We start from the raw sequence: 21,251 nt of genomic DNA, 5'->3' as shown, positions 1-21,251 counted from the left end.
GGGCAACGCCGCTCAATCATCCGCCAGCACGGCCCGGCATTCGGCAGGCATGAGGGGCTTTGGCGGAGGTGGCGTCTTGGCGGGCGCAGCGGGATCGGGCGTCCGCCGGAACCACCAGTCGAGTTCGTTGCAGCCATCGCCGGGCGGAATGGGCTCCTGCCGCTTGCAGGCCGGGCTGTCCGGCGGACAGGCCAGGCGCATGTGGAAGTGATCCTCGTGACGGTACCAGGGACGGATTTTCCTGAGCCAGGTACGGTCGCTGCGGCTGCCGAGGCACAGCGCCTGCTTGATGCGGGCGTTGACGAAGATCCGGTCCACCGCCGGCAGGCTGGCCGCCGCCTTCAGCAACTGCGCGTGGCTGTCGCTCCAGAGCCGGTCGTCGAGTCCGTCGCTGGTCCGGTTCAGCAGGCTGTAGGCGCGGACATCCGAGCGATCCGCGTTGGCGTTGAGATGCAGGCCGGGGCTGAGGTCGAACCAGACGTCGGCATCCAGGCCGGTCTGATGGCTGCGGTGGCCGAACGGCATCGGGCCGCCGCGCGCCATGCCGAGATCACCGACGTGCATGATGCCCAGTCCCTGTGCCACCCGCTCCCCCAAGGCCTGGATCGAGCGGATCAGGCTGGGGTGGCCGTAATAGCGGTTGCGCTCCAGATGCATCACCACATAGCCCTTGCCCTCGGTCGGCAGCGTGCGGGCGCCGCGGATGCAGCCGGCGCTGGTGTCGCCGATGGCGCGGGAGGGGCCGGCGCTGGGACTGGGCACGTCCGCCCAGGGATTGGCCTCGGCGAGCGAGGTGGTCAGCGCCAGGACGAGGACGGCGAGGCGCAACAGGTTCGGTTTGCGATCGATCATGCCGACAGGGTTCATTCCGATGGTCAGGGTGGATGGCCGGGCAGGCCTGCGCGTACCCGGCAGGGGGGCAGGGCGCTTCAGCCGGGGTCGGTGTGCCGCGCGATCTGGCCTTCCATGGCGATGGCGTTGTCCTGGTCCTGGCCGAGCGGGAAACGCTTCTTGGCGCCGATGATCCAGCCCTTGGCCCGCGCCAGCCGGGTCCTGTGGATTTCCTCCTCCAGCGCCAGCCGCTGCCGTTCCATGGCCAGGAGCTCGATCTCCCGCTTCAGGTGATCGTGCACCTCGCCATGGCTGTCGGTGCGCTGGTCCTTCTCCAGCAGGCGGGCTTCCAGTTCCAGGCGCTTGAGTTCGGCCTCCTGGCGGATGCGTTCACGCCTGAGCCGGGTCTCGCTGTCGATCCTCTCGGACTCGCGGGTCTCGTCGGCCAGCAGCGCCTCGCGCGCCTGCAGGGTCTGCTCCTGTTGCTGGGCGCGCAGCAGGGCGGTTTCCTGCTTCAGCAAGTCCAGCAGCTGTTGCTGCTGTTCCAGGTGCAGCCGCTGTTCCAGCAGGGCTTCCTGATGCCGCTCGCGGGCAACGCGCGCCAGGGTTTCGCGGCGGTGCCGCAGGAGTTCCAGGGCCATGCCGTTGCGGGCCGGGTCGGCCGAGGCCATGTGCTCGTCGAGCTGGTCCACGTCGAGTGCGGCGAAGGTGGCCTCGATGCGGCAGCGGCAACGGCTCTGGATATCGCGGATGGCCAGCAGTTCCTGGGCCAGGTCCTCGATCTCCCGCTCCAGCCGGGCATGGCCCTGGTTCAGCCAGTTGGCCGATTCGAGGGCCCGCAGCGCCGCCTCGGCGGTGTCCTTCAGCAGCGCGCAATACTGCCGGCGGATGTGTCCGCCCAGATCCTCCAGGTGCTCGACATGCTCGCGGGCGAAGGCCAGGGTGGGCTGGAAGCGGATCGCGAGCGCCGCCCTGACGGTGCAGAGATTGCCCAGCGAGGGCGGTTCCAGGGGGATGTCCCAGTCCTCGATGACGAGATCGAAGACGCGATGATGGAGCCGCTTCACGTAGCCGCGCGGCCGGGGAAAGACACGCCGGTAGGGTCCCAGCCGCGACAGCACCACGCGCCGGTCGCCCTCGAAGCCGGCGTTCCAGCCGCTGTCGTCATGACCGGACTCAGCCATGCCGCTGTTTCCGCAGGGCCTCGGCCAGCGCTGCGTCGTTGGCCGGCATGCCGGACGGCGGGGCCGGCTGCCGCGTCAGCCGTTCGGCGATAATGGGGTAGAGGTTGGGGGCGAACTCCACCGACGAGCCGCTCATCTTGCGCAGGTAGCCGCGATTGAGCAGGAAGGCCACCGAGAACATCCGCTGCCAGTCCGGAACCCGCCGGGCGCGCTCCAGCTCCGTGCGTTCCAGGCGGAATTCCAGCTCGTCGTTGCGATTGATGGTGAAGCGGCTGAATTGGCGCAGTCCCTGGAAGGCCAGCTCCTTCTCTTCCTCGGTCAGCGGACCCGGCGCGGTCATTTCCAGGCGGTAGGACAGCACCAGGGTGAAGAAGTCCACCATCGAGGCGCAGGCCAGCGCGAACCACGACAGATCGGCCCACATGGCGAAGGACGGCGTGATACCGCGCGAGAATTCCGCGAAGCTGGCCAGCCGCGGCCCCTGTGCCGGCGTCAACCCGTAGTTGGCGGCCAGCTGGTCGGCCTGTATCGCCAGGTTCTGGAATGCCTCCAGCAGGCGGGCATGGGCCGTGGCCTCGCTCGGGCGTGCGGAGAAGGCCAGCAGCGCCGCGCGGGTCGCCGCCAGGGCGGACTCCAGCGGCTGGGTCTGGGTATCCAGTCTTTTCAGGCGCGACTGCTCGCCTTGCAGGATCTCGTTGTAGTAGCTCCAGATCCGGCCCTTGCCGACCTTCTGCCCGGCCATGCCCGGATGCGTGCTCAGGTAGGCCCGCTCCGTGTCGCGGGCGGCGGCGTCGATGCGCTTGTGCTGCTCGGCCGTGAGCCGGCTGCGCAGGGACACCACTTCGACCATGTAGCGGTTGACGTCCTCCGCCAGCCGCGCCTGGCGCTCGATCAGCAGCGTGTCGCGCCGGGAAAACTCGTAGAACTTGAAATAGGAAAAGGTAACCGACACCGTCAGCGCCACCAGCAGCGACAGGACCACGCTCAGGTAGCGCAAGGGGTTGGCCCGCCAGTGCATGCCGGCCAGCTCCAGCGAGCAGATGACGACGATGGACTGCACCGCGACGGTGACGATGAGGGCAATCCAGGGGGTGATGAAGTAGCTGAGCCCGTAGTAAGTGGTGTAGCCCGAGGCGACGCTGAGCATCAGCACAATGGGCACCGACAGGACCCGCAGCAGGCCGACGAAGGTGCTCTGGATCAGGTTCAGCCAGCCGCCGATGCGCCAGACGGCGGCCTGGCTCATGGTGTCGGGCCGGACGGCGCCCGGCGATGCGGCGGGGTGGCGGATGTGGGCATAGGGTCTGGCTCTCCCCAGTTTCGGGCTATCCTAGCGCGTCCAACCCGACCCTGTGAAGCCAAACCCATGACCCTTTTCTGGATCACTCTCGGCCTGGTGGTGCTGATCGTCGCCGGCAACGCCCTGACCCTGCTGCGCACCACCCGCAGCCACCGGATTCCCGAAGGCTCGAAACCGCAGCCCTGCGGCGAGGGCGAGGACTAGCGGCGGCCCCGGCCGGCCCCGGGCTATTCGCCGATGATCTTCACCAGCACGCGCTTGCGCCGCCGGCCGTCGAACTCGCCGTAGAAGATCTGCTCCCATGGCCCGAAGTCCAGCTTGCCCTCGGTCACGGCCACCACCACCTCGCGGCCCATCAGCTGGCGCTTCAGGTGCGCGTCGCCGTTGTCCTCGCCGGTCAGGTTGTGCCGGTAACGGCTCAGCGGCGCGTGCGGCGCCAGTTCCTCCAGCCAGCTGGCGAAATCGCCATGCAGGCCGGACTCGTCATCGTTGATGAACACCGAGGCGGTGATGTGCATGGCATTCACCAGCGCCAGACCCTCGCGGATGCCGCTTTCGCGCAGGCACGCCTGCACCTCGGCCGTGATGTTGACGAAACCCACGCGCTGGGGCGTGTCGAACCAGAGTTCCTTGCGGTAGCTTTTCATGCGGACGATCTCCGTGGTGGACAGGGCGGGCATTATGGCCGCATGACGGCAGTTGCTGCCTGTCATGGGGGCAGCCCTTGCGCAAGCCGCCAGCCTGGCCGCGCGCACGTCATGACGAATCCGCAAATCTGCTAAAGTTCCCGTGTGCTGGTGGCAGCGGGGGCTCGGCCCATGGCGGGCTCAATGCGTTGAGGCGAGCGGCCTTGGAGGCTGGCCGGGGCACGACGGGTACGAAAAAAATAGCTAACGGACAGACATTGTCAGGAGGTTTGCCGTGAATACGGAATTCAGAAACATGAGACAGCAGGGTTTTACCCTGATCGAGTTGATGATCGTTATCGCGATCATCGGTATTCTGGCGGCGATTGCGATCCCCGCCTATCAGGACTATACGGGCAAGGCGCAGTTGGGGGATGCCATTGCGATTGCTTCGGGTCGGAAAGTGGCTGTGGCGGAAGCGTATATCAATACGGGGAGCTTGACCAATCTTGATGGCGATACAAATGGGATTCCTCCTAACACAACGACAGGAGCGGGGAAATATGCTGAATCTCTGGTTGTTGATGAGGGTGTTATCACGGCAACAATGAAAGCCACAGGGGTGGCATCCTGTGTGCAAGGTAAAATAGTTAGGCTGACTCCAGTAGTGCCAGCCCAGGCCAGTGACCCTATTAAATGGACTTGCTATTCCGATGCAAGCTGCAAGCCCTCTACCTGTGGAGACTCCAGCTGATGGTTCGTCAGAGTATCTGATTTTTCGCACAAAAAGCCCCTCTCGTAGGGGCTTTTTATTGCCGTTTCATGGGCGGCGACAAGTTCTGCCTTACTGCCATGGCGCTGTAAGGGCAGGGAAGCGCTTTTGGTTGGTGTTGAATACAATGCTGAATGGTATTTCTAGTCGGTCGCCCTTCCTGGCGAACGCGCTTGTTGGGTGCGCGTTTTTCGCCTTGTCTCTTGCTGTTCTCTGGTTCTACTATGGTGCGGCAAGAGAGGTATATGGCAGCGGGGCTTTGAATGATTTCTATAAGTTCTATTTGTCATCTCGCAATGTGCTGACGGGCGGGCAGTCGTACTGGATGCCTCCAGACAAGGCTCGAAAGTGCCAAAACCAATCGCTGCCACAGCCGGCAATGGGCGGGGACCACGGGCCTCGGGCTCCTATGCGGATTGAGGAGATCATTCACCCAAACCTCAATCCGCCAACCATGGTTATGTTGGTGATGCCGCTGGCCTACTTGAGCTATGAAGATGCATGGATCCTGTTCTGTATGGTCTCCCTTGCCTGCGCCGGACTTGCGTGGTGGCAGGTTCTGAAAAGCCGGGCTTTCCCTGGCTTAGCCTCATCTCGGCGAGCCATTCTGGCGGTTCTGGTCTTCCTTGCTTATTTCCCTTCCTATGCGAATTTCGAGTATGGTCAGGTCGCTTTCCTGTTGATGCTGCCCATGACGCTTTCCTGGTTCGCCCTGAGAATGGGAAAAGACCGCTTGTCGGGTCTTTATCTGGGGCTTCTCGTTGGACTTAAACCGTTCTTTGTTTTTTTATTTCTGCCCATTCTGTGTGCAGGCCGCTGGTCGGTTCTGGTCTCGGCGCTGGCTGGTCTGGTCATCGCTGTAAGCTGCTCTGGCGGCCTGCTGGGATTCCAGCGTTACAGTGATTATCTTGCTGTCCTGGGTAAGGTATCTTGGTTTTCCTCAAGCTGGAATGCGTCCTTTTTCGGGTTCTACACCAAGCTATTCGGTGGAGCGGAAGGAAACGCATGGTTCGACGCGCCGGTTCTGTCTTCATGCTTGATTTTCTTGTCGAGCATGATGGTGGTGCTTGTCGTGGCACGTCTCGTTTGGAGGGCGAGGTTGCTGGGTGTGTCCCGGCCGGAGTTGGCGGACAGGCTTTTCCTGCTGTCGACGCCTTCCATGTTGCTGCTCTCGCCCCTGGGCTGGATGTATTACTTTCCTCTGTTGGCGGTGCCGGTCCTGATCTTTATCCGTTGCATAAGTCAAAGTCCCCACAGAAGAATCTATGGGCTCCTTTTAATTCTGTCCCTGATGTTGTCTGGCGTGCCATCATTCCTGATATCGTCATGTGCCATCAAGACGTTTGGCGACGTATTGTGGCGGCATTCCTTGCCGTTTTATTCCCTGGTTGGTTTCTTTGTGCTGGCGGTTGCCGTGTCGTATGGCGGCCTTCAAGCCGAAGGCAACCGCTCCCTGACCAACGTTTCGAGGCAGTCGATGAAGCGTGGGTGATCGTTGCTGCTTGGCACCAGCTGCACCTTCTCGCCGCCGTGCTGGGCGAACAGCGCCTGATATTCCTCGCCGATCTCGATCAGCGTTTCCAGGCAGTCGGCGACAAAGGCCGGGCTGAAGACCAGCAGCTTGCGGGCGCCCTGCCGGGCCTGCGCCTCGATGACCTGGTCGGAAAAGGGTTGCACCCACTTGCCGTTCAGGCGTGACTGGAAGCAGGTGGTGTAGCGGGATTCCGGCAGCCCCAGCCTGGCGGCCAAGAGGCGGGTGGTGGCGTAGCAGGCCGCCTTGTAGCAGAACTGGTTGGCCTCGTTGACCTCGGTCTCGCAGGGCTGGTCGGCGCACAGGTCGCCGCCGGCGTATACCTTGTCGAGCTGGCGCTCCGGCAGGCCGTGGTAGGAAAACAGGACATGGTCGTATTCGTCCAGCCGGAAACCGTCGGCACGGGCGGCCACGGCATCGATATAGGCCGGCTGGTCGTAGAACTGGCTCACCGTGCTGAGCTCGGGGATCACCCACCAGCGGCGGATGATGTCTAGGGCCCGGTCGATGGCGGACCCGGTCGAGGCGCTGGCATATTGCGGGAACAGGGGGATCAGCACGATGCGGGCGTAATTGGCGCGGCGCATGCGCTCCAGCACACTTTCCAGCGAGGGATTCTGGTAGCGCATGGCCATTTCCACCACCACCGGTTCGCCCGCGAAACGGGCCTGCAGCAATGTCTGGGCACGCTCGGTGTAGGTCAGCAGGGGCGAGCGGCCGCCACCCAGTTCCCACAGCTGCCGGTAGATCCTGGCCGATTTCGGCGACCGGAAGGGGACGATGATGCCGTTGACCAGCAGCTTCCGGGCCAGCCAGGGCAGGTCGACGACCCGCGGATCGTTGAGGAACTCGCCAAGGTAGCGGGCCACATCGCGGGTCGAAGGGCTGTCGGGAGTGCCAAGCTGCATCAGCAGTACGCCGGTTTTTGAGGTCATGGGATTCCTGGGGGCTGGGAAAAACAATGGAAGCTGGATATACAGCGGCGGACCGCGGGAGTTCCCCGCTGGCGCGAAAATCCCGCGCCGATTCTAGCAAAGGCCCTGGCGCCGAGGCTCTTGTCGCCCGATGGGCCCGCCCGCATACTCTCGCTTTCGCGTTACCCCAGCCTGTCCCTTGCCCCGGAGAGCCTTCGCCATGGAACAACCCTACGACCTGATGGGCGGCATTCTCAGCACCAAGGCCGACGAGCGCATGATCGGCTTTGCCGGCTTCATGCGCCCGCAGAGCGGGCAACAGCCGGCCCTCGAGGGCATCGTCAAGGTGTCGGCCTTTCACCGGGAGGATGGCAGCGGCTATCTGACCCTGACCTTCGTGATCGATCACGAACCCGGCGTCGTGGCCGGCGACACGATCCGGTACCTGCGGGCGCCCGACCAGGCGGCCTTGCAGGCGCGCCTGGGCCGCGATTTCGAGATGCTGATGGACATGCCGCTGACATCGCCGAAGGCGGCGTCGCCCTTCCGGATCGAGGAAATGGATGTCTATTTCCGCTCGCTGCGGGGGCAGGAGCGGGCGATTGTCGAAAGCCGCCTGTTTCCCGCGCTCGGCGAGCTGCTGGGCTTGCAGTGCGAGGCTCTGCAAGCCTGGCAGGCGGAGGGCGGGACACCGGCCGGCGACCCGCTGGCCGAAGCCGAGGCGCGGCTTGCGCGGACGGCGTCGGAAAACCGTCCGCGTTCCCTCTGGCGCCGGCTGTTCGGCGGGGGCGGCTGATCGCCGTCGCGGCGAACCGGCCCCGCGCCGTCAGCCCTCCCCGCGCAGCCGGAATGCCGAGATCTCGCCACGCAGCTCGTCAATGGCCCCCTCCAGCCGATGGGTGGCCGTGGTGGTCGCCTCCAGCGCCCGTACCGACACCCGCACGCTCTCGGTCAGGCTGACCATGGCGTCGCGTATCTGCCGCGCACCCGCCGACTGCGCCCGCATGCCTTCGTGCACGGCGTCAAACTGCGGCAGCAGCGCCTGCACCTGCTGGATGATCTCGCCGAACCGCTGGCTGATCACACCGGTGTCGGCCACGCTGCGGTTGACCTGTTCGGCAAACTTGTCCATCTCCATCACCCCGCCGGTCACCGAGTCCTGCATTTCCTTGACCATCTGCTCGATGTCGAGGGTGGCTACCGCGGTCTGATCCGCCAGCCGGCGAATCTCCCGTGCCAGCACGGCGAAGCCAAGGCCGTATTCCCCGGCCTTCTCGGCCTCGATCGAGGCGTTCAGCGACAGGAGGTTGGTCTGGTCGGCGATCCGGGTGATGGTGGTGGTGACGCTGCCGATGGTGTTGGCCTTCTCGTTGATCAGGCCCAGCCGCCCGGAGATCGACTGGGTGGCCTCCGCCAGGGCGCGCATCGCCCCTTCCATGTGACCCAGCGAGGCCTGGCCGGCGTTGGCCAGGGCGGTGGTCTGGTCGGCCACCTGGGTCAGGCCGGCCATGGTGCCGAGCAGCTCCTCGGAGGTGGCGGAGATTTCCTGGGTGGCGGCGGCGATCTCGGTGGTGGTGGAGCCGAGGTTGTTGACCTCCTCGCTCTGGGTCTTGGACATGGCGCTGAGGCTGTTGGCGGTCGAGACCAGGTCGATGGTCGAGCGCTGCACCTGGCCGATCAGCGCGTTCAGATAGGCCACCATCCGGCCCAGGGCGTTGATCAGCTTGCCGGTCTCGTCCTCGCGGGTGGTCGACAGGGTGGTGGAGAGATCACCCGCCGCGACCCGCTCGGCCGCCTCGACGGCGGTCTGGATCGGCCGCGAGATCGAGCGCGCCACCGCCAGGGCGATCAGCAGGACAGGCGTGAGGATGGCGGCCAGCAGCGCCAGCAGGGTCTTGCGCTGTTCCGCGACCAGCGTCATGGCCTCGTCGACGCTCTGCTCGACGGTCAGGCCCCAGCGGAAAGAAGGTACGTAGACCCAGGACGAGTAGACCCGTTGCCGGAGGATATTGGTCACCTCGCCCGCGCCCTGGTCGCCCTTGACGGCGCTCTGCAAGTCCTGGGCATGGTCGTCGCCCATGTCCACGCTCAGCTGGAAGGCCGCCTCGTCGCGCTTGCGCATGGGGGCGGCCGCCCAGATGGTGTTTTGCACCAGGCTGCCGACAAGGGTGTTGCCCGTACGCCCGAGGCCGGAATAGTCGCTGAGGATGCCGTAGATTTCCTCGGTGTTCAGCTGCAGGATGATCAGTCCGGTCTTGCGGCCATCTTCCTGGATGATCGGTGCCGCGACGAAGGCCAGGGGGATGTCGTTGCCGGGGTAGAGGGCGAAGTCGGAGATGTCGGGCTCCAGCAGCGTCAGGGTGCGCCTGGTGAGGGAGGCCAGCGGCGTGCTCCGTTGCGGGCCGGACAGCAGGTTGGCGCCGAGCTCGAGATGCGCCAGCGTCTGGAACATGACCTCGCCCCGGGAGTCGACGACGATCGCTTCGGAAAACCCGAGGCTGGGGCCGAAGTAATTGACCAGCTCCCGCACCCTGCTCCTGGCTTCCGCCAGCGTCTCGCGGGTGCTCTGACGGTCCTGGAGTGCCCGGGTGGCGTCGGCCAGCCGCTTGAGGCGGCCCAGGACCCCGGCGCCGCGGGCGCGCTCATAGGCATAGATTTCCAGCGAGCTGGCCTTGTCCTTGGCGATCATGGTCAGCTGCAGGAGGGTCTTGTCGCGCAGCGAGTTGCTGGCCTTGCGGTCGATCAGGAGCGCCGTGACCAGCATCGGCACCATGACCAGCAGGATGAACCAGAGGCTCAGCCGCCGGGCCAGGCTGGTGTTGTGCCATCGCAGACTTTCCGGGAAGGTCATGGTTGCCTCGGCACCGCTTTCTGGGTGGCGGTATTGACCCAATTGCCATCCCATTCCTGGAACAGCTGCCGCACGAAGTCGTCCCAGTCGCGCATGGCGCGGGAGCGCGGGTAGGGCACCGGACGGATCGGGTAGTCGGCGGACCAGACGATCTGGATGTTGCCGTCCTCGCGGACCTGGCCGATGTTGAACGAGCGCCAGGTATGGCGGGTGGAGGGATCGACGGTGATGATGCCTTCCGGGGCGTTGTGGCTGAGGCCGAGCAGTGCCTGGGTGACATCCTCGGCGTCGAAGCTGTTGGCACGCTCGGCGGCGCGGTACCAGAGCTGGGTGCTGAAGTAGGCGCTTTCCATGACGTCGCTGAGCACCCGCTGGCTGCCGTAGCGGTCGCGGAACTTCTGGATGAAGGCACGGTTTTCGGGCCGGTCGATGCTCTGGAAGTAGGGCCAGGCCGAATAGTGTCCCGCCAGGTCGGCCAGTGGCAGGCTTTGCAGCTCGGCTTCGCTGATCGAGAAGGAGATGACCGGTGATGCCTGGGCGGTCAGTCCCGCCGCCTTGAGTGCCCGGTAAAACGGGGCATTCGAGTCGCCGACCACGGTGCTGAGGATGACATCCGGCCGGGTCTCGCGGATCTGCTGGATGGCCGCGGCGGGATCGAGGCTGCCGAAACCGATGTAGGCCTCGCCGACCACTTCGCCGCCCAGTGCCTTGAGCTGGTCGCTGATGATGGCGTTGACCGTGTGCGGCCAGATGTAGTCGGAGCCGACCAGGAAGAAGCGCTTGCCGAGGTTCTCGACGCTCCAGTTGACCGCGGGCAGCACTTGCTGATTGGGTGCCGCGCCGGTGTAGATGATGTTGGGCGAGACCTCCAGCCCCTCGTATGCCATCGGGTAGATGAGCAGGGAGTCGTGGCGCTCGATGATCGGCTTGACGGTCTTGCGGCAGGCGGATGTCCAGCAGCCGATGATGGCGGCGACGTGCTCCTCGCTCAGCAGCTTTTCCACTTGGCGGACGGTATTGGCGGGGTCCGAGGCGGTGTCGGCGATGACGGCCTGGACGGGGCGTCCCAGCACCCCGCCGGCCGCGTTGATCTCCTCGATGGCCAGCTGTTCCGCCTCGACCATGGGCCGCTCGCTGATGGCCATGGGGCCGGAAAGCGCATGCAGGATGCCCAGCCGCACCGGATGCGGGTGCGTTTCGCGCTCGAACAGCCCGATGCCGGCCGCGAGCAGCAGGGTTGCCGCGAGGAACGCCAGCGCAAGGAACGACCGGCGGGAGAGCCGTTGGCCCTGGGGCTGGCCCTCCGGGCTCATGTCAGAGGGCCTCGGCCACGCTGGGCACGATCACGAACAGACGGCTGAAACCGCTGATGTCGAAGACATCCTTGAGTGTCGCGTTGAGGCCGCTGAGCTTGATCTTGCCGTCGACCTGCTCCAGCTTCTTGGCGACCAGCAGGATGGCGCGCAGACCGGCGCTGCTGATGAAGTTGACCTGGCTGAAGTCCATCACCAGCTTGCGTTCCCCGCCATCGATCCAGCCGAGGCATTGCTGTTCCAGCTCCTTGGCGCTGTTGGCGTCGATACGCCCGTCGAGGTTGATGACCAGGGAATCTTGCTGATGGGTCGACGAGATGGAAAGCATGATGAATCACTCAAGGGGAACGATTGACGATGGCAGCCCCGCGGGGGCCGGAAACGACAGGCATTCTAAACGAGTCCGTCGCGCAAATCGGCCTCATTTCGGACCCGGATTTCAGTCCAGCCGGGGCAGGAAGGCCGTATTGTCCTCATTGGTGCACCAGAGATCGCCGGTTTCCAGGTCGAACCACCAGCCATGCAGGCTGAGCGTGCCGGCGGCCAGGCGCTCCCGGATCCAGGGATAGGTGCCGAGGTTGGACAGCGAGCCGCGGATGGCGGCCCGCTCGGCCAGATGCTGGTGCTGGCAGAGGGTGCCGACGTCGATCTCGGCGACCTCCATGTCGTCGGACGGCGGCTGGTTCTGGCCGGCTGGATTGAGGATGTACTTGAAGCAGGCGTCCAGGGCCATCGACACCCAGCCACCGATGAAGTCGCGATCCAGGCGTTTGCCGGAAAGGCTGTGCAGCAGCGCGTTGATGCCGCCGCAGTGGGCGTGGCCCAGCACGACGATGTGTTCGACGCCCAGGTCCCGGACGGCATACTCGATGGCGGCGCGGGCACCGTCGTACTGGCCCGCGAGCTGATAGGGTGGCACCAGATTGGCGACGTTGCGCACCACGAACAGCTCTCCGGGGGCAGCGCCGGTCAGGACAGCCGGGTCGACGCGGGAGTCGCTGCAGGCGATCAGCAGCACCTTGGGTTTCTGGCCCTGTTCGGTGAGCTCCCGCATGTGCTCGGGTTCGAGCTCGTAGAAGTGTTCCTGGAACTTCTTGATGCCGGCCAGAAGGTGTTCGAGGATGTTGGTCGGGGCATTCATGCGGGTTACCGGTTTGGATGAGGTCTGTCGATGTTGCAAGAATCGTGGCGGGTGCCCATGGTTGCCTGCTGGCGCCGCGTGATCCTGGGTGGCTTCCGGCGCGATTCTAAACCAGCCCGGTGGCCTTTCGCTGCCTGTTGTCGGCCGGCGGCGCATGGCGGGTTGATGGCACCGATGGCCCGCGCGGTGGTCGGTCGTTGCGGGCGATGACGGGGGCTAGCGGCCGGCTTGCCGCAAGCGGGACCAGTCGAAGTGGGGCCCGGGATCGGTCTTCCGCGCCGGCGCGATGTGCTCGTGGCCGGTGATGTGCGCGCGCGAAAGCGTGGGATAGGCCGCCAGCAGGGCATCGATGACGGCATTCAGATGCTGGTACTGGATCGCCTCGTAGGGGCTGTCGTCGGTCCCTTCCAGCTCGATGCCGATGGAGAAATCGTTGCAGGTTTCCCGGCCCCGGTAGCAGGAGGCGCCGGCATGCCAGGCGCGGCGGTCGAAGGGGACATACTGGATGATCTCGCCGCTGCGGCGGATCAGCAGATGGGCCGAAACCCGCAGCTGGGCGATGCCGGCGTAGTAGGGGTGGGCGTCGGGGTCGAGCCGGTTGGTGAACAGCTGGGTGATGCCTTCGGTACCGAATTGCCCGGGCGGCAGGCTGATGCAATGGATGACGATCAGGCCGAGATCGTCCGGCTGGCGGCGCGCGTCGTGATTCGGGCTGGGAATGAAGCGCGCCTCCAGCAGGCGATGGTCGGCGATCTTCACGGCGGGCAGCCGGCGATGCGGCGGCTCAGGTGTCCTGCCGCGCCGGGTTGGGGCGGAATGACTCCAGCAGCAGCAGGGCCACGCCCACGGTGATGGCGGAATCGGCCACGTTGAAGGCCGGCCAGTGCCATTGGCCGAGGTACACGTCCAGGAAGTCGATAACGTAACCGTAGAGGATGCGGTCGATCAGGTTGCCGAGCGCTCCGCCGAGCACCAGCGCCCAGGCGATCGCCTCGCGGCGCTGGCCTGGCCGCAGCTTGCCCAGCCACAGGAAGATGAAGACGCTGGCGATGACGGCGAGGGCGATGAAGAACCAGCGCTGCCAGCCGCCCGCGCCCGACAGGAAGCTGAAGGCCGCGCCCTGGTTGCGCAGGTAGGTCAGCTGGAAGGAGGGCAGCAGCGGGATCGATTCGTTCAGCTGCATCCGCGTGTCGACCAGGCGCTTCGTGATCTGGTCGATCACGATGACGAGACCGGAAAGCCAGAGCCAGATGCGCATATGGATTATCCGAGCCGCCGTGTCTCGCCGCTGCCGGCGACGTTGTCGACGCAGCGCCCGCATAGTTCCGGGTGTTCGGCATGGCTGCCGACATCGGCGCGATGGTGCCAGCAGCGCACGCACTTGGCCGCCGTGGATGGCCTGACGACGATCCGCAGCCCTTCGAGGTCGTCTGGCGCCGCTGCCGCCGAACGGTGCACGGTGGTCTCGGAGTTGATGAGCAGGAAACGCAGTTCCCCGGCGACCGGGGCCAGGCGCTGGTAGAGCGCGTCGGCGCAGTGCAGCTCCACCTCGGCGTCCAGCGAGGAGCCGATCCCGTCGCGCGCGCGCAGGATTTCCAGCTCCTTGCCGACCGCTTCGCGGATGTTCAGGATCAGTTCCCAGAATTGGTGGTTGCAGGCGTCTTGCTCGGTGAGCGGGAACAGCCCCTCGTACCAGGTTGCCAGGAAGACCGACTCGCCGCGCGTGCCGGGCAGGTGGCGCCAGATTTCCTCGGCGGTGAAGCTGAGGATGGGCGCCAGCCAGCGTACCAGGGCCTCGGCGATATGGTACATGGCCGTCTGGCCGGAGCGCCGCGCCGGGCTGTCCTCCTGGCAGGTGTATTGCCGGTCCTTGAGCACGTCCAGGTAGAAGCTGCCCAGGTCGACCGAGCAGAAATGATGCACGCGCTGGTAGACGACGTTGAACTGGTAGGTCTCGTAGGCCTCGATGACCTCCTGCTGCAACTGCCAGGCGCGGTCGACCGCCCAGCGGTCCAGCGGCAGCATCCGGTCGGCCGGGACGAGATGGCGGGCCGGGTCGAAGCCGGCCAGGTTCGCCAGCAGGTAGCGCGCGGTGTTGCGGAGCCGCCGGTAGACGTCGGCGGTGCGCTTGAGGATTTCGTCGGATACGCGCATTTCGCCGCGGTAGTCGGTGGCCGCGACCCACAGCCTGAGCACGTCGGCGCCGAGATTCTGGATCACCTTCTGCGGCGCGACGACATTGCCCTTGGACTTCGACATCTTCTCGCCCTTGGCGTCGACGGTGAAGCCGTGGGTCAGGACCTGCCGGTAGGGGGCGTTGCCGTTGATGGCGACGGCGGCCAGGAGGGATGACTGGAACCAGCCGCGATGCTGGTCGGAACCCTCCAGGTACAGGTCGGCGGGATAGCCGAGCGCCTCGCGACGGTTGAGCACGCAGTAGTGTGTGACGCCGGAATCGAACCAGACATCCAGGGTATCGGTCAGCTTCCTGTAGTCGGCGGCATCGTCGCCCAGCAGCTCGGCCGGGTCGAGCGCGAACCAGGCATCGATGCCGTGCTGCTCGATGCGCCGGGCGACCTGCTCGATCAGGTTGGCGGTATCCGGGTGCGGCTCGTGGGTTTCGCGGTGAACGAATAGAGCGATCGGCACGCCCCAGTTGCGCTGGCGGGAGACACACCAGTCGGGCCGGTTGCCGACCATGCCCTCGATGCGTGCCTGGCCCCAGTCGGGTATCCAGCGGACCCGGCCGATTTCCTGCAGGGCCCGCTGCCGCAGTTCATGCCTGTCCATGGCGATGAACCACTGCGGCGTGGCCCGGAAGATGACCGGCGTCTTGTGGCGCCAGCAGTGCGGATAGCTGTGCTCGATGCGGGCTTCCTGCACCAGGGCGCCATGCTGCTTGAGCACGTCGATGACCCGGTCGTTGGCGCTGAAGACGTGCTGGCCGGCGAACAGCTCGGTAGCGGGCAGGAAACGGCCGTCGTCGCCCACCGGGTTGTCCACCGGCAGGTGGTAGTGCAGGCCGGCCACGTAGTCCTCCTGACCATGACCGGGCGCGGTATGCACGGCGCCGGTGCCGGCGTCCAGGGTCACGTGCTCGCCGAGGATGACGGGGACCTCCCGGGCGTAGAAGGGATGGTGCAGGGCCAGCCCCTCGAGGTCGGCGCCGCGGGCATAGGCCACCACCCGGTAGTGCCCGATGCCCCAGCGGTCCAGGGTATCCTTCATCAGGGCCTCGGCCACCAGCAGCCGTTCGCCCGCGTCCGGGCATTCGACCAGGGCGTATTCCACGTCCGGTCCAAGCGCCACAGCTTGGTTGGCCGGTAGCGTCCAGGGCGTCGTGGTCCAGATGACGATGGAGATCGGGCCGGCGCCGGCATGACCCGGCACCCGGTGGCAGCGGGCCAGGAGGGTTTCCTCGCTGGCGACCCGGAAACGGACATCGATGGCAGGGGAGGTCTTGTTCTCGTATTCGACTTCCGCTTCCGCCAGGGCCGAGCCGCAATCGGTGCACCAGTGCACCGGCTTGGCGCCCTTGACCAGGTGCTGGTTGGCGTGGATGCGGCCCAGCGCGCGGACGACATCCGCCTCGAAGCGGAAATCCATGGTCAGGTAGGGGTCCTGCCAGTCGCCGAAGACGCCGAGCCGGATGAAGTCCTGCCGTTGCGCCTCGACCTGCCGGCCGGCGTACTCGCGGCAGGCGCGGCGGAATTCGTCCGGTTCCACCTTGACGCCGGCCTTGCCGACCTTCTTCTCGACCATCAGCTCGATTGGCAGGCCATGGCAATCCCAGCCCGGCACATAGGGGGCGTCATAGCCGGAGAGCCCCTTGCTCTTGACGATGAAGTCCTTCAGCACCTTGTTGACGGCATGGCCGATATGGATTTCGCCATTGGCATAGGGGGGGCCGTCATGCAGCACGAACGTCGGGCGGCCCTTGCGCTGTTCGCGCAGCTTGCGGTAGATGTCGGCCGTCTGCCAGCGTGCGAGCTGTTCCGGTTCCCGCTGCGGCAGGTTGCCCTTCATGGGGAAATCGGTGGCGGGGAGGTTCAGCGTGGCTTTGTAGTCGACGGTCATGGTTGGGGCTCGGGGTTCGTGCGTCGCGCGAAGTAGGCGCGGGCAGCCAGAATATCCTGCTCGATCTGCGCCCGCAGCTCGGGCAGGCCGCGAAAACGGCGTTCGTCGCGCAATTTGTGATGGAACTCGACTTCGACGCGCCGCCCGTACAGGTCGCCGTCGAAGTCGAGGAGATGCGTTTCCAGCAGGGTGGTCGCATCGCCGCTGACCGTGGGCCGGTTGCCCACGTTCGCCACTCCAGCCAGTGGCGCCTCGGTCAGGCCGCGCATTGTAACGGCAAACACGCCCTGCACCGGAGTGTTTTTGCGCTGCATCAGCAGGTTGGCGGTCGGGAAGCCCAGCGCGCGGCCGCGCTTCTGGCCGTGGATGACGCGCCCGCAGACTTCGTATGGCTTGCCGAGCAGCCGGGCAGCGCGCTCCAGATCGCCCGCCAGCAGGGCGGCGCGGATCAAGGTGCTGCTGACGCGCTCGCCGTCGACGAGCACGGACGGCGTGTCGGCAACCTCGAATCCGGCGCTGACGCCGGTTGCTTGCAGCAGCGCGAAGTCGCCTTCGCGCCGGCGGCCGAAGCGGAAATCGTCGCCGACCACCAGATAGTGAATCCCCAGCGCCTGGAGCAGGATGCGGTCGATGAAGGCGCGCGGCGCTTGGGTCGCCAGCGCCTGGTTGAAGCGGAGGATCAGGGCGTAGTCGACCGGCAGTTCAGACAGGCGGTCGATCTTTTCCCGCAGGCGCATGAGCCGTGGCGGCGCGTTGGCCGGGTCGAAGTATTCGCGCGGCTGCGGCTCGAACAGCACCGCGCAGACCGGCAGGCCCAGCCGTCGGCCTGCCATCGCCAGCCGCTCGATGACCGCGCGATGGCCCAGGTGCACGCCGTCGAAGTTGCCGATCGTGGCGACACAGCCGGCGGGCGGAAGTTTGCGGGAGTTCAGCCCCAGCGCCAGTTTCATGCCGGCGAGCCTTTCATCAGCAGGTGCTGCGGCCGCATGCCGGCCAGCCAGAGCGCTCCGGCGTAGACCGCCATGCCTGCCAGTACGCAGCCGCCCAGCCACAGAACCCGGCCGATCGTGGAGGCGCCCTGCCAGTCGATGGCGCCAGCGGCGATGGGCAGGATGCCGGCGAGCAGGAGATTGGCCAGCAGCAGTCGCAACAGGAACATCCGCCAGCCTGCGTCCGGCCGATAACTATTGTCCCGGACCAGCCTGAGATACAGCAGCGCAGTCTGGAACAGCGCGGCCAGCGAGGCGGCCAGCGCCAGCCCCGCATGCGCCCAGCCGGGCGGGGCCAGTGCCAGCGACAGGACGACGCTCAGGGCCAGGTTGACGGCCACGGCGAAGACCCCGAAGCGGGCCGGGGTGAGCAGGTCCTCGCGGGCGCTGAAGCCCGACACCAGAATCTTGACGCCGAGAAAACCCATCAGGCCCACGGCATAGGCCATCAGGCTGCGGGACGCCATGCGGGCATCCAGTGCGGTGAAGCGATCATGCTGAAACAGGGTGACCATCAGGGGTTCGGCGAGGAGCATCAGGCCCAGGGCCGCAGGAAGGCCGACCAGCAACAGGCAGCGCAACGCCCAGTCCAGCGAGTGGGAAAAACCGTCCGTATCCTGCCGGGCCTGGCTGCGGGACAGGTGCGGCAATATCACGGTGCTCATGCCTGCCCCGAGAATGCCGAGCGGGAATTCTACCAAACGGTCCGAGTAGTACAGCCAGGAAAGGCTGCCGGTCTCCAGCAGGGAGGCGATCAGGGTGTTGAGGAGCAGGTTCAGCTGGCTGATCGAGGCGCCGAAGAGGGCGGGCGCCATGAGCGTCAGCACGCGCCGGACGCCGGCATCGCCGACCGCGATCCGGGGCAGCGGCAGCAGACCCAGTCGCAGCAGCGGGGGTAGTTGGAAGGCCAGCTGCAGTGCGCCGCCGAGGAAAACGCCCCAGGCCAGGGCCGTGATCGGCTCGGCAAACCGTGGTGCCAGTCCCACGGCCGCACCGATCATGCAAAGATTCAGCAGGACCGGCGTGAAGGCCGGAACCGCGAAACGGTGCCAGGTATTCAGGATGGCCGAGGCCAGGGCTGTCAGGCAGATGAACAGCAGGTAGGGGAAGGTGATCCGCAGCAATTCGGCGCTCAGTGCCGCCTGTGCCGGCTGGTCATGGAAACCGGGCGCGAAAAGCCAGATCAGGCCGGGCGCGGCGACGACCCCGAGCACGCTCAGGAGCATCAGCAGCAGGGCGAAGCTGCCCCAGATACGGGCCAGGAACCGCTGCGTTGCCGCGCTGTCGCCGCTTTCCCGATAGCCGGACAGCACCGGAACGAAGGCCTGGGCGAAGGCTCCCTCCGCGAACAGGCGGCGCAGGAAGTTGGGAATCTTGAAGGCGACGAAGAAGGCATCGGTCGCGGCAGTGGCGCCAAAGAGCGAGGCGATGACCAGGTCGCGGGCGAAGCCCAGGATGCGCGACACCAGGGTGAGCCCGCCGACCACGCCGGACGACTTGAGAAGCTGTTTGCTCAGGGTGGTGTTCCCGCGGGGTTGGTGGTGTGCGGATGGATGGATGTCCCGGGGGGCATGGCGATTCGCCGGGAGGCGTTGGGGCGCTCCGGCCTCAGTCGATCCCCCGGCGATGAGCCGGCTTCAGGGCTCGTTGGCGGTCACGAGCTGATGGCTCTGGGGCGAGGTCTTGTAGACGGTGACCGGTACCCCTAGCGAGGCCCATTGGTAAAGCCAGCCGGCATCCTCGTTCACGCCCGTGCGGCGATTGTTGCGGCGGGTTGCCAGGTTCACGCAGCCATGGCTTGCGGGCTGTCCGAAGCTGTTGTGCCAGAAGGCGCCATGGAAGGCATAGCCCTCGTAGAAATATTGGGCGTAGGGGACGTCCTTGACCTCGTAATAGCCGGGGTCGCCGGGTTTCTTGCCGGTCGATTTCATGGTCTTGGTCGGGAATCTGGCATAAATGTAGAAGGAGCCGGTCACGGTCGGCGTCTTGGACTTGCCGGTGCTGGCTTTCATGGTCTTGATGACCGTGCCGTTCTCGATCACGTTAACCCGCTGCTTGTCGAGGTAGACCTCGATGCGCTTGTCGGGCCCCGTGCTGAAACGCGCCTCGACAGGATGTGGCAGGAAGCCGCCGCGCAGGCTCCGCATGCCGGTCGGATCGATGCTGACATGAATGGTGGATTCAGCCGGCCACAGCGGCTGCGGGCGGAACTGCACCCGCTGCTTGCCGTACCATAGCCACTTGCCTGGAATCGGTTGCCCGTCCTCGGTGCTGACCTGGATATGCTGCGTTACCGCATCCCGCGCCAGCAGGGGCTCGCTGAAATCGATCTGCACTGGCATGGCAAGCCCGAGATTGCGCATGCCGGCGCTTGCCACCGAGACGCCCAGGGGCGGCGCCGTGCTGACTTCCAGCTTGAACGGCGGCAGCGGAACCCCGGTGCGGGTTTCCCAGTTCACCTCCACCGTGTAGGTCTGGCCTTGCAGGAACTGCCCGGGTTTGCTCGCCAGGATGAAGGCCCGGCGTTGCGCATCGGGCTTGACGTCCAGCGCCAGATCGCCGGCGAGTTGCAGCTGGCCGACGGCATCGGAGAATTCCAGCCGTACCGTGCCGTCCGCCCCCAGATCCTGGCGCAGGGGGGATTCGACGACCGGCATCGCCACGGTCGTGAAGCTGACGTCCCGACTCTGTTGCTGGCCCAGCCAAAGACGCTCGGCGCTGGCCGACAGGGTGTAGCGCTTGCCGAATTCCAGCCGGATGTCCGGCTGGAAGCTGGCCTGCTGCTCGATGCTGGCCAGAACCCTGCCGTCGGCGTCGCGCAGCTCTGCCCTGGCCAGCTTCGTGCCGAGGCCGATGCCATCGATCCAGACCGCTGCGCGCGGGTCGACCGACTGGTTGCCGGGTCCTTCCGTGTATCCGGGCATCTCGATGCCGAATGGCAGAATCTGCCGGCCCACGAAGAAGGCAGCAGCCAGAAGGGACAGAAGTCCGCCCGCAATCCAGCGGCTGACCCTGGATTTTGTCGGCGGAGGTGGATTCGTGGGCGTTCCGACGTCTGCCCCGAGGGCAGGGGTGTTTTCGTTCACTGAATTCACCTCGATGGATGACCAAGCAGGAGGCTTTCGCTCTCGTGGGTTGGCGGCGGGTTCTGGCTGAACCTGCCCGGATCGGCGATCGATCCATGTTTATTTTCGAGTTTTCGAGTTTTCGAGACCGGACCGGCGCCGACGGTGCCGTCCGGATATTACCTGAAACAGGCGTTCCTGGCGTATCGGCAGTTCCGCACGGGGAGCGCCCCGCCGGTGGACCCGACTGCGGCTCGGCGATATGGCACGTCGAGCAGGTTGACGCTGGGATACATTGGGAAGAAAATAAGCGGTTAGATTTTTCCGTCACAGGCTTTGAGAGGTCCTAACCTTGGCTAACATCGCTTCCGCAAAAAAACGCGCCATCCAGTCCGAAAAGCATCGCGCCCACAACGCTGCCCTGCGCAGCCGTCTCCGCACCTTCATCAAGAAGGTTATCCTGGCTGTCGAAGCCGGCAATCTGGAAGAAGCGCAGGCTGCCTTCCGCGCGGCGGTGCCCATCATCGACTCCTCGGTCAACAAGGGGCTCATCCACAAGAACAAGGCGGCGCGCAGCAAGAGCCGCCTGAATGCCCGCGTCAAGGCGCTGGCACTCAAGGCGGCCGCCTGAGCGATGTGAATCCGACTGGTGCTGTC

General features: G+C 65.6%; 20 protein-coding genes and 1 pseudogene. 6 read left to right on the top strand and 15 right to left on the bottom strand.

Annotation, left to right across the window (positions count from 1 at the left end; all coding sequences use genetic code 11):
* Positions 1–12: 12 nt before the first annotated feature.
* The 3 genes from mepA to ACH5N8_RS13290 form a co-directional block, all read right to left on the bottom strand.
* On the bottom strand, positions 13–852 hold the full coding sequence (mepA, locus tag ACH5N8_RS13300) for a penicillin-insensitive murein endopeptidase (RefSeq protein ID WP_483281662.1): 840 nt from the start codon (positions 850–852) through the stop codon (positions 13–15).
* 77 nt (positions 853–929) lie between these two features.
* The gene (locus ACH5N8_RS13295; RefSeq protein WP_483281661.1) at positions 930–2,015 is read right to left on the bottom strand and encodes a hypothetical protein; all 1,086 of its coding nucleotides are present in this window, start codon (positions 2,013–2,015) and stop codon (positions 930–932) included.
* Positions 2,008–3,261 carry a hypothetical protein gene (locus ACH5N8_RS13290; protein ID WP_483281660.1) on the bottom strand — a complete coding sequence of 418 codons (1,254 nt, stop codon included), beginning with the start codon at positions 3,259–3,261 and terminating at the stop codon, positions 2,008–2,010. Before ACH5N8_RS13290 ends, ACH5N8_RS13295 begins: the two co-directional genes overlap by 8 nt.
* A 120-nt stretch (positions 3,262–3,381) precedes the next feature.
* On the opposite strand from ACH5N8_RS13290, the gene ACH5N8_RS13285 reads away from it, so the two are divergent.
* The gene (locus ACH5N8_RS13285) at positions 3,382–3,519 is read left to right on the top strand and encodes a hypothetical protein (protein WP_483281659.1); all 138 of its coding nucleotides are present in this window, start codon (positions 3,382–3,384) and stop codon (positions 3,517–3,519) included.
* Between the two features lie 23 nt (positions 3,520–3,542).
* Here the strand turns inward: ACH5N8_RS13285 and ACH5N8_RS13280 are convergent, their stop codons facing one another.
* Complete coding sequence (locus tag ACH5N8_RS13280; protein WP_483281658.1) at positions 3,543–3,962, bottom strand: secondary thiamine-phosphate synthase enzyme YjbQ; 420 nt, start codon at positions 3,960–3,962, stop codon at positions 3,543–3,545.
* A 295-nt stretch (positions 3,963–4,257) separates the two neighbouring features.
* Here ACH5N8_RS13280 and pilA5 point away from each other — a divergent pair.
* The 3 genes and pseudogenes from pilA5 to ACH5N8_RS13265 all read left to right on the top strand — a co-directional run.
* Positions 4,258–4,354 (top strand): annotated as a pseudogene (pilA5, locus tag ACH5N8_RS13275) (type IV narrow pilus major component PilA5); the annotation flags it as partial.
* Positions 4,355–4,404: 50 nt separating this feature from the next.
* Positions 4,405–4,695, top strand: coding sequence for a pilin (locus ACH5N8_RS13270; RefSeq protein ID WP_483283196.1), 291 nt, complete (start codon positions 4,405–4,407; stop codon positions 4,693–4,695).
* 145 nt (positions 4,696–4,840) lie between these two features.
* Positions 4,841–6,205, top strand: coding sequence for a glycosyltransferase family 87 protein (locus ACH5N8_RS13265; RefSeq protein ID WP_483281657.1), 1,365 nt, complete (start codon positions 4,841–4,843; stop codon positions 6,203–6,205).
* On the opposite strand, the gene hemH is transcribed toward ACH5N8_RS13265, so the two are convergent.
* Positions 6,145–7,179 carry a ferrochelatase gene (hemH, locus tag ACH5N8_RS13260; protein ID WP_483281656.1) on the bottom strand — a complete coding sequence of 345 codons (1,035 nt, stop codon included), beginning with the start codon at positions 7,177–7,179 and terminating at the stop codon, positions 6,145–6,147. The two genes, ACH5N8_RS13265 and hemH, sit on opposite strands and share 61 nt — an antisense overlap.
* Positions 7,180–7,378: 199 nt before the next feature.
* On the opposite strand from hemH, the gene ACH5N8_RS13255 reads away from it, so the two are divergent.
* Positions 7,379–7,954 carry a hypothetical protein gene (locus ACH5N8_RS13255; protein ID WP_460027216.1) on the top strand — a complete coding sequence of 192 codons (576 nt, stop codon included), beginning with the start codon at positions 7,379–7,381 and terminating at the stop codon, positions 7,952–7,954.
* A gap of 30 nt (positions 7,955–7,984) precedes the next feature.
* On the opposite strand, the gene ACH5N8_RS13250 is transcribed toward ACH5N8_RS13255, so the two are convergent.
* The 10 genes from ACH5N8_RS13250 to ACH5N8_RS13205 all read right to left on the bottom strand — a co-directional run bounded on the left by ACH5N8_RS13250 (position 7,985) and on the right by ACH5N8_RS13205 (position 20,453).
* Complete coding sequence (locus ACH5N8_RS13250) at positions 7,985–10,009, bottom strand: methyl-accepting chemotaxis protein (protein ID WP_483281655.1); 2,025 nt, start codon at positions 10,007–10,009, stop codon at positions 7,985–7,987.
* A complete protein-coding gene (locus ACH5N8_RS13245) occupies positions 10,006–11,322 on the bottom strand; it encodes an urea ABC transporter substrate-binding protein (RefSeq protein ID WP_483281654.1) in 1,317 nt (438 codons plus the stop codon). The genes ACH5N8_RS13250 and ACH5N8_RS13245 overlap by 4 nt, the downstream gene beginning before the upstream one ends.
* A gap of 1 nt (position 11,323) precedes the next feature.
* Positions 11,324–11,650, bottom strand: a complete 327-nt coding sequence (locus ACH5N8_RS13240; protein WP_483281653.1) for an STAS domain-containing protein — start codon at positions 11,648–11,650, stop codon at positions 11,324–11,326.
* A 111-nt stretch (positions 11,651–11,761) separates the two neighbouring features.
* Positions 11,762–12,463, bottom strand: a complete 702-nt coding sequence (locus ACH5N8_RS13235; RefSeq protein WP_483281652.1) for a carbonic anhydrase — start codon at positions 12,461–12,463, stop codon at positions 11,762–11,764.
* A 216-nt stretch (positions 12,464–12,679) separates the two neighbouring features.
* Positions 12,680–13,222 carry a 1,6-anhydro-N-acetylmuramyl-L-alanine amidase AmpD gene (gene ampD / locus ACH5N8_RS13230; protein WP_483281651.1) on the bottom strand — a complete coding sequence of 181 codons (543 nt, stop codon included), beginning with the start codon at positions 13,220–13,222 and terminating at the stop codon, positions 12,680–12,682.
* Between the two features lie 25 nt (positions 13,223–13,247).
* Positions 13,248–13,721 (bottom strand): signal peptidase II, encoded by a 474-nt coding sequence (gene lspA / locus ACH5N8_RS13225; RefSeq protein WP_460026761.1) that lies wholly within the window; start codon positions 13,719–13,721, stop codon positions 13,248–13,250.
* 5 nt (positions 13,722–13,726) lie between these two features.
* Positions 13,727–16,540 carry an isoleucine--tRNA ligase gene (gene ileS, locus ACH5N8_RS13220; protein ID WP_483281650.1) on the bottom strand — a complete coding sequence of 938 codons (2,814 nt, stop codon included), beginning with the start codon at positions 16,538–16,540 and terminating at the stop codon, positions 13,727–13,729.
* Positions 16,537–17,490 (bottom strand): bifunctional riboflavin kinase/FAD synthetase, encoded by a 954-nt coding sequence (ribF, locus tag ACH5N8_RS13215; RefSeq protein WP_483281649.1) that lies wholly within the window; start codon positions 17,488–17,490, stop codon positions 16,537–16,539. The genes ileS and ribF overlap by 4 nt, the downstream gene beginning before the upstream one ends.
* A complete protein-coding gene (gene murJ, locus ACH5N8_RS13210; protein WP_483283195.1) occupies positions 17,487–19,046 on the bottom strand; it encodes a murein biosynthesis integral membrane protein MurJ in 1,560 nt (519 codons plus the stop codon). Before murJ ends, ribF begins: the two co-directional genes overlap by 4 nt.
* A gap of 120 nt (positions 19,047–19,166) precedes the next feature.
* Positions 19,167–20,453 (bottom strand): L,D-transpeptidase family protein, encoded by a 1,287-nt coding sequence (locus tag ACH5N8_RS13205; protein WP_460026764.1) that lies wholly within the window; start codon positions 20,451–20,453, stop codon positions 19,167–19,169.
* Between the two features lie 493 nt (positions 20,454–20,946).
* On the opposite strand from ACH5N8_RS13205, the gene rpsT reads away from it, so the two are divergent.
* Complete coding sequence (rpsT, locus tag ACH5N8_RS13200) at positions 20,947–21,225, top strand: 30S ribosomal protein S20 (protein ID WP_460026765.1); 279 nt, start codon at positions 20,947–20,949, stop codon at positions 21,223–21,225.
* Positions 21,226–21,251 lie beyond the last annotated feature (26 nt).

This window comes from Methyloparacoccus sp. NF-16 (genome assembly GCF_056880625.1).
Note: the sequence above shows the minus strand (reverse complement) of the source record. Positions and strands in the feature narration are given on the sequence as shown.

What these genes read in the sequence shown, in the direction of transcription:
- mepA (WP_483281662.1), bottom strand. Translation starts at nt 852, where the DNA reads ATGATCGATCGCAAACCGAACCTGTTGCGCCTCGCCGTCCTCGTCCTG.
- ACH5N8_RS13295 (WP_483281661.1), bottom strand. Translation starts at nt 2,015, where the DNA reads ATGGCTGAGTCCGGTCATGACGACAGCGGCTGGAACGCCGGCTTCGAG.
- ACH5N8_RS13290 (WP_483281660.1), bottom strand. Translation starts at nt 3,261, where the DNA reads ATGAGCCAGGCCGCCGTCTGGCGCATCGGCGGCTGGCTGAACCTGATC.
- ACH5N8_RS13285 (WP_483281659.1), top strand. Translation starts at nt 3,382, where the DNA reads ATGACCCTTTTCTGGATCACTCTCGGCCTGGTGGTGCTGATCGTCGCC.
- ACH5N8_RS13280 (WP_483281658.1), bottom strand. Translation starts at nt 3,962, where the DNA reads ATGAAAAGCTACCGCAAGGAACTCTGGTTCGACACGCCCCAGCGCGTG.
- ACH5N8_RS13265 (WP_483281657.1), top strand. Translation starts at nt 4,841, where the DNA reads ATGCTGAATGGTATTTCTAGTCGGTCGCCCTTCCTGGCGAACGCGCTT.
- hemH (WP_483281656.1), bottom strand. Translation starts at nt 7,179, where the DNA reads ATGACCTCAAAAACCGGCGTACTGCTGATGCAGCTTGGCACTCCCGAC.
- ACH5N8_RS13255 (WP_460027216.1), top strand. Translation starts at nt 7,379, where the DNA reads ATGGAACAACCCTACGACCTGATGGGCGGCATTCTCAGCACCAAGGCC.
- ACH5N8_RS13250 (WP_483281655.1), bottom strand. Translation starts at nt 10,009, where the DNA reads ATGACCTTCCCGGAAAGTCTGCGATGGCACAACACCAGCCTGGCCCGG.
- ACH5N8_RS13245 (WP_483281654.1), bottom strand. Translation starts at nt 11,322, where the DNA reads ATGAGCCCGGAGGGCCAGCCCCAGGGCCAACGGCTCTCCCGCCGGTCG.
- ACH5N8_RS13240 (WP_483281653.1), bottom strand. Translation starts at nt 11,650, where the DNA reads ATGCTTTCCATCTCGTCGACCCATCAGCAAGATTCCCTGGTCATCAAC.
- ACH5N8_RS13235 (WP_483281652.1), bottom strand. Translation starts at nt 12,463, where the DNA reads ATGAATGCCCCGACCAACATCCTCGAACACCTTCTGGCCGGCATCAAG.
- lspA (WP_460026761.1), bottom strand. Translation starts at nt 13,721, where the DNA reads ATGCGCATCTGGCTCTGGCTTTCCGGTCTCGTCATCGTGATCGACCAG.
- ileS (WP_483281650.1), bottom strand. Translation starts at nt 16,540, where the DNA reads ATGACCGTCGACTACAAAGCCACGCTGAACCTCCCCGCCACCGATTTC.
- ribF (WP_483281649.1), bottom strand. Translation starts at nt 17,490, where the DNA reads ATGAAACTGGCGCTGGGGCTGAACTCCCGCAAACTTCCGCCCGCCGGC.
- ACH5N8_RS13205 (WP_460026764.1), bottom strand. Translation starts at nt 20,453, where the DNA reads ATGCCCGGATACACGGAAGGACCCGGCAACCAGTCGGTCGACCCGCGC.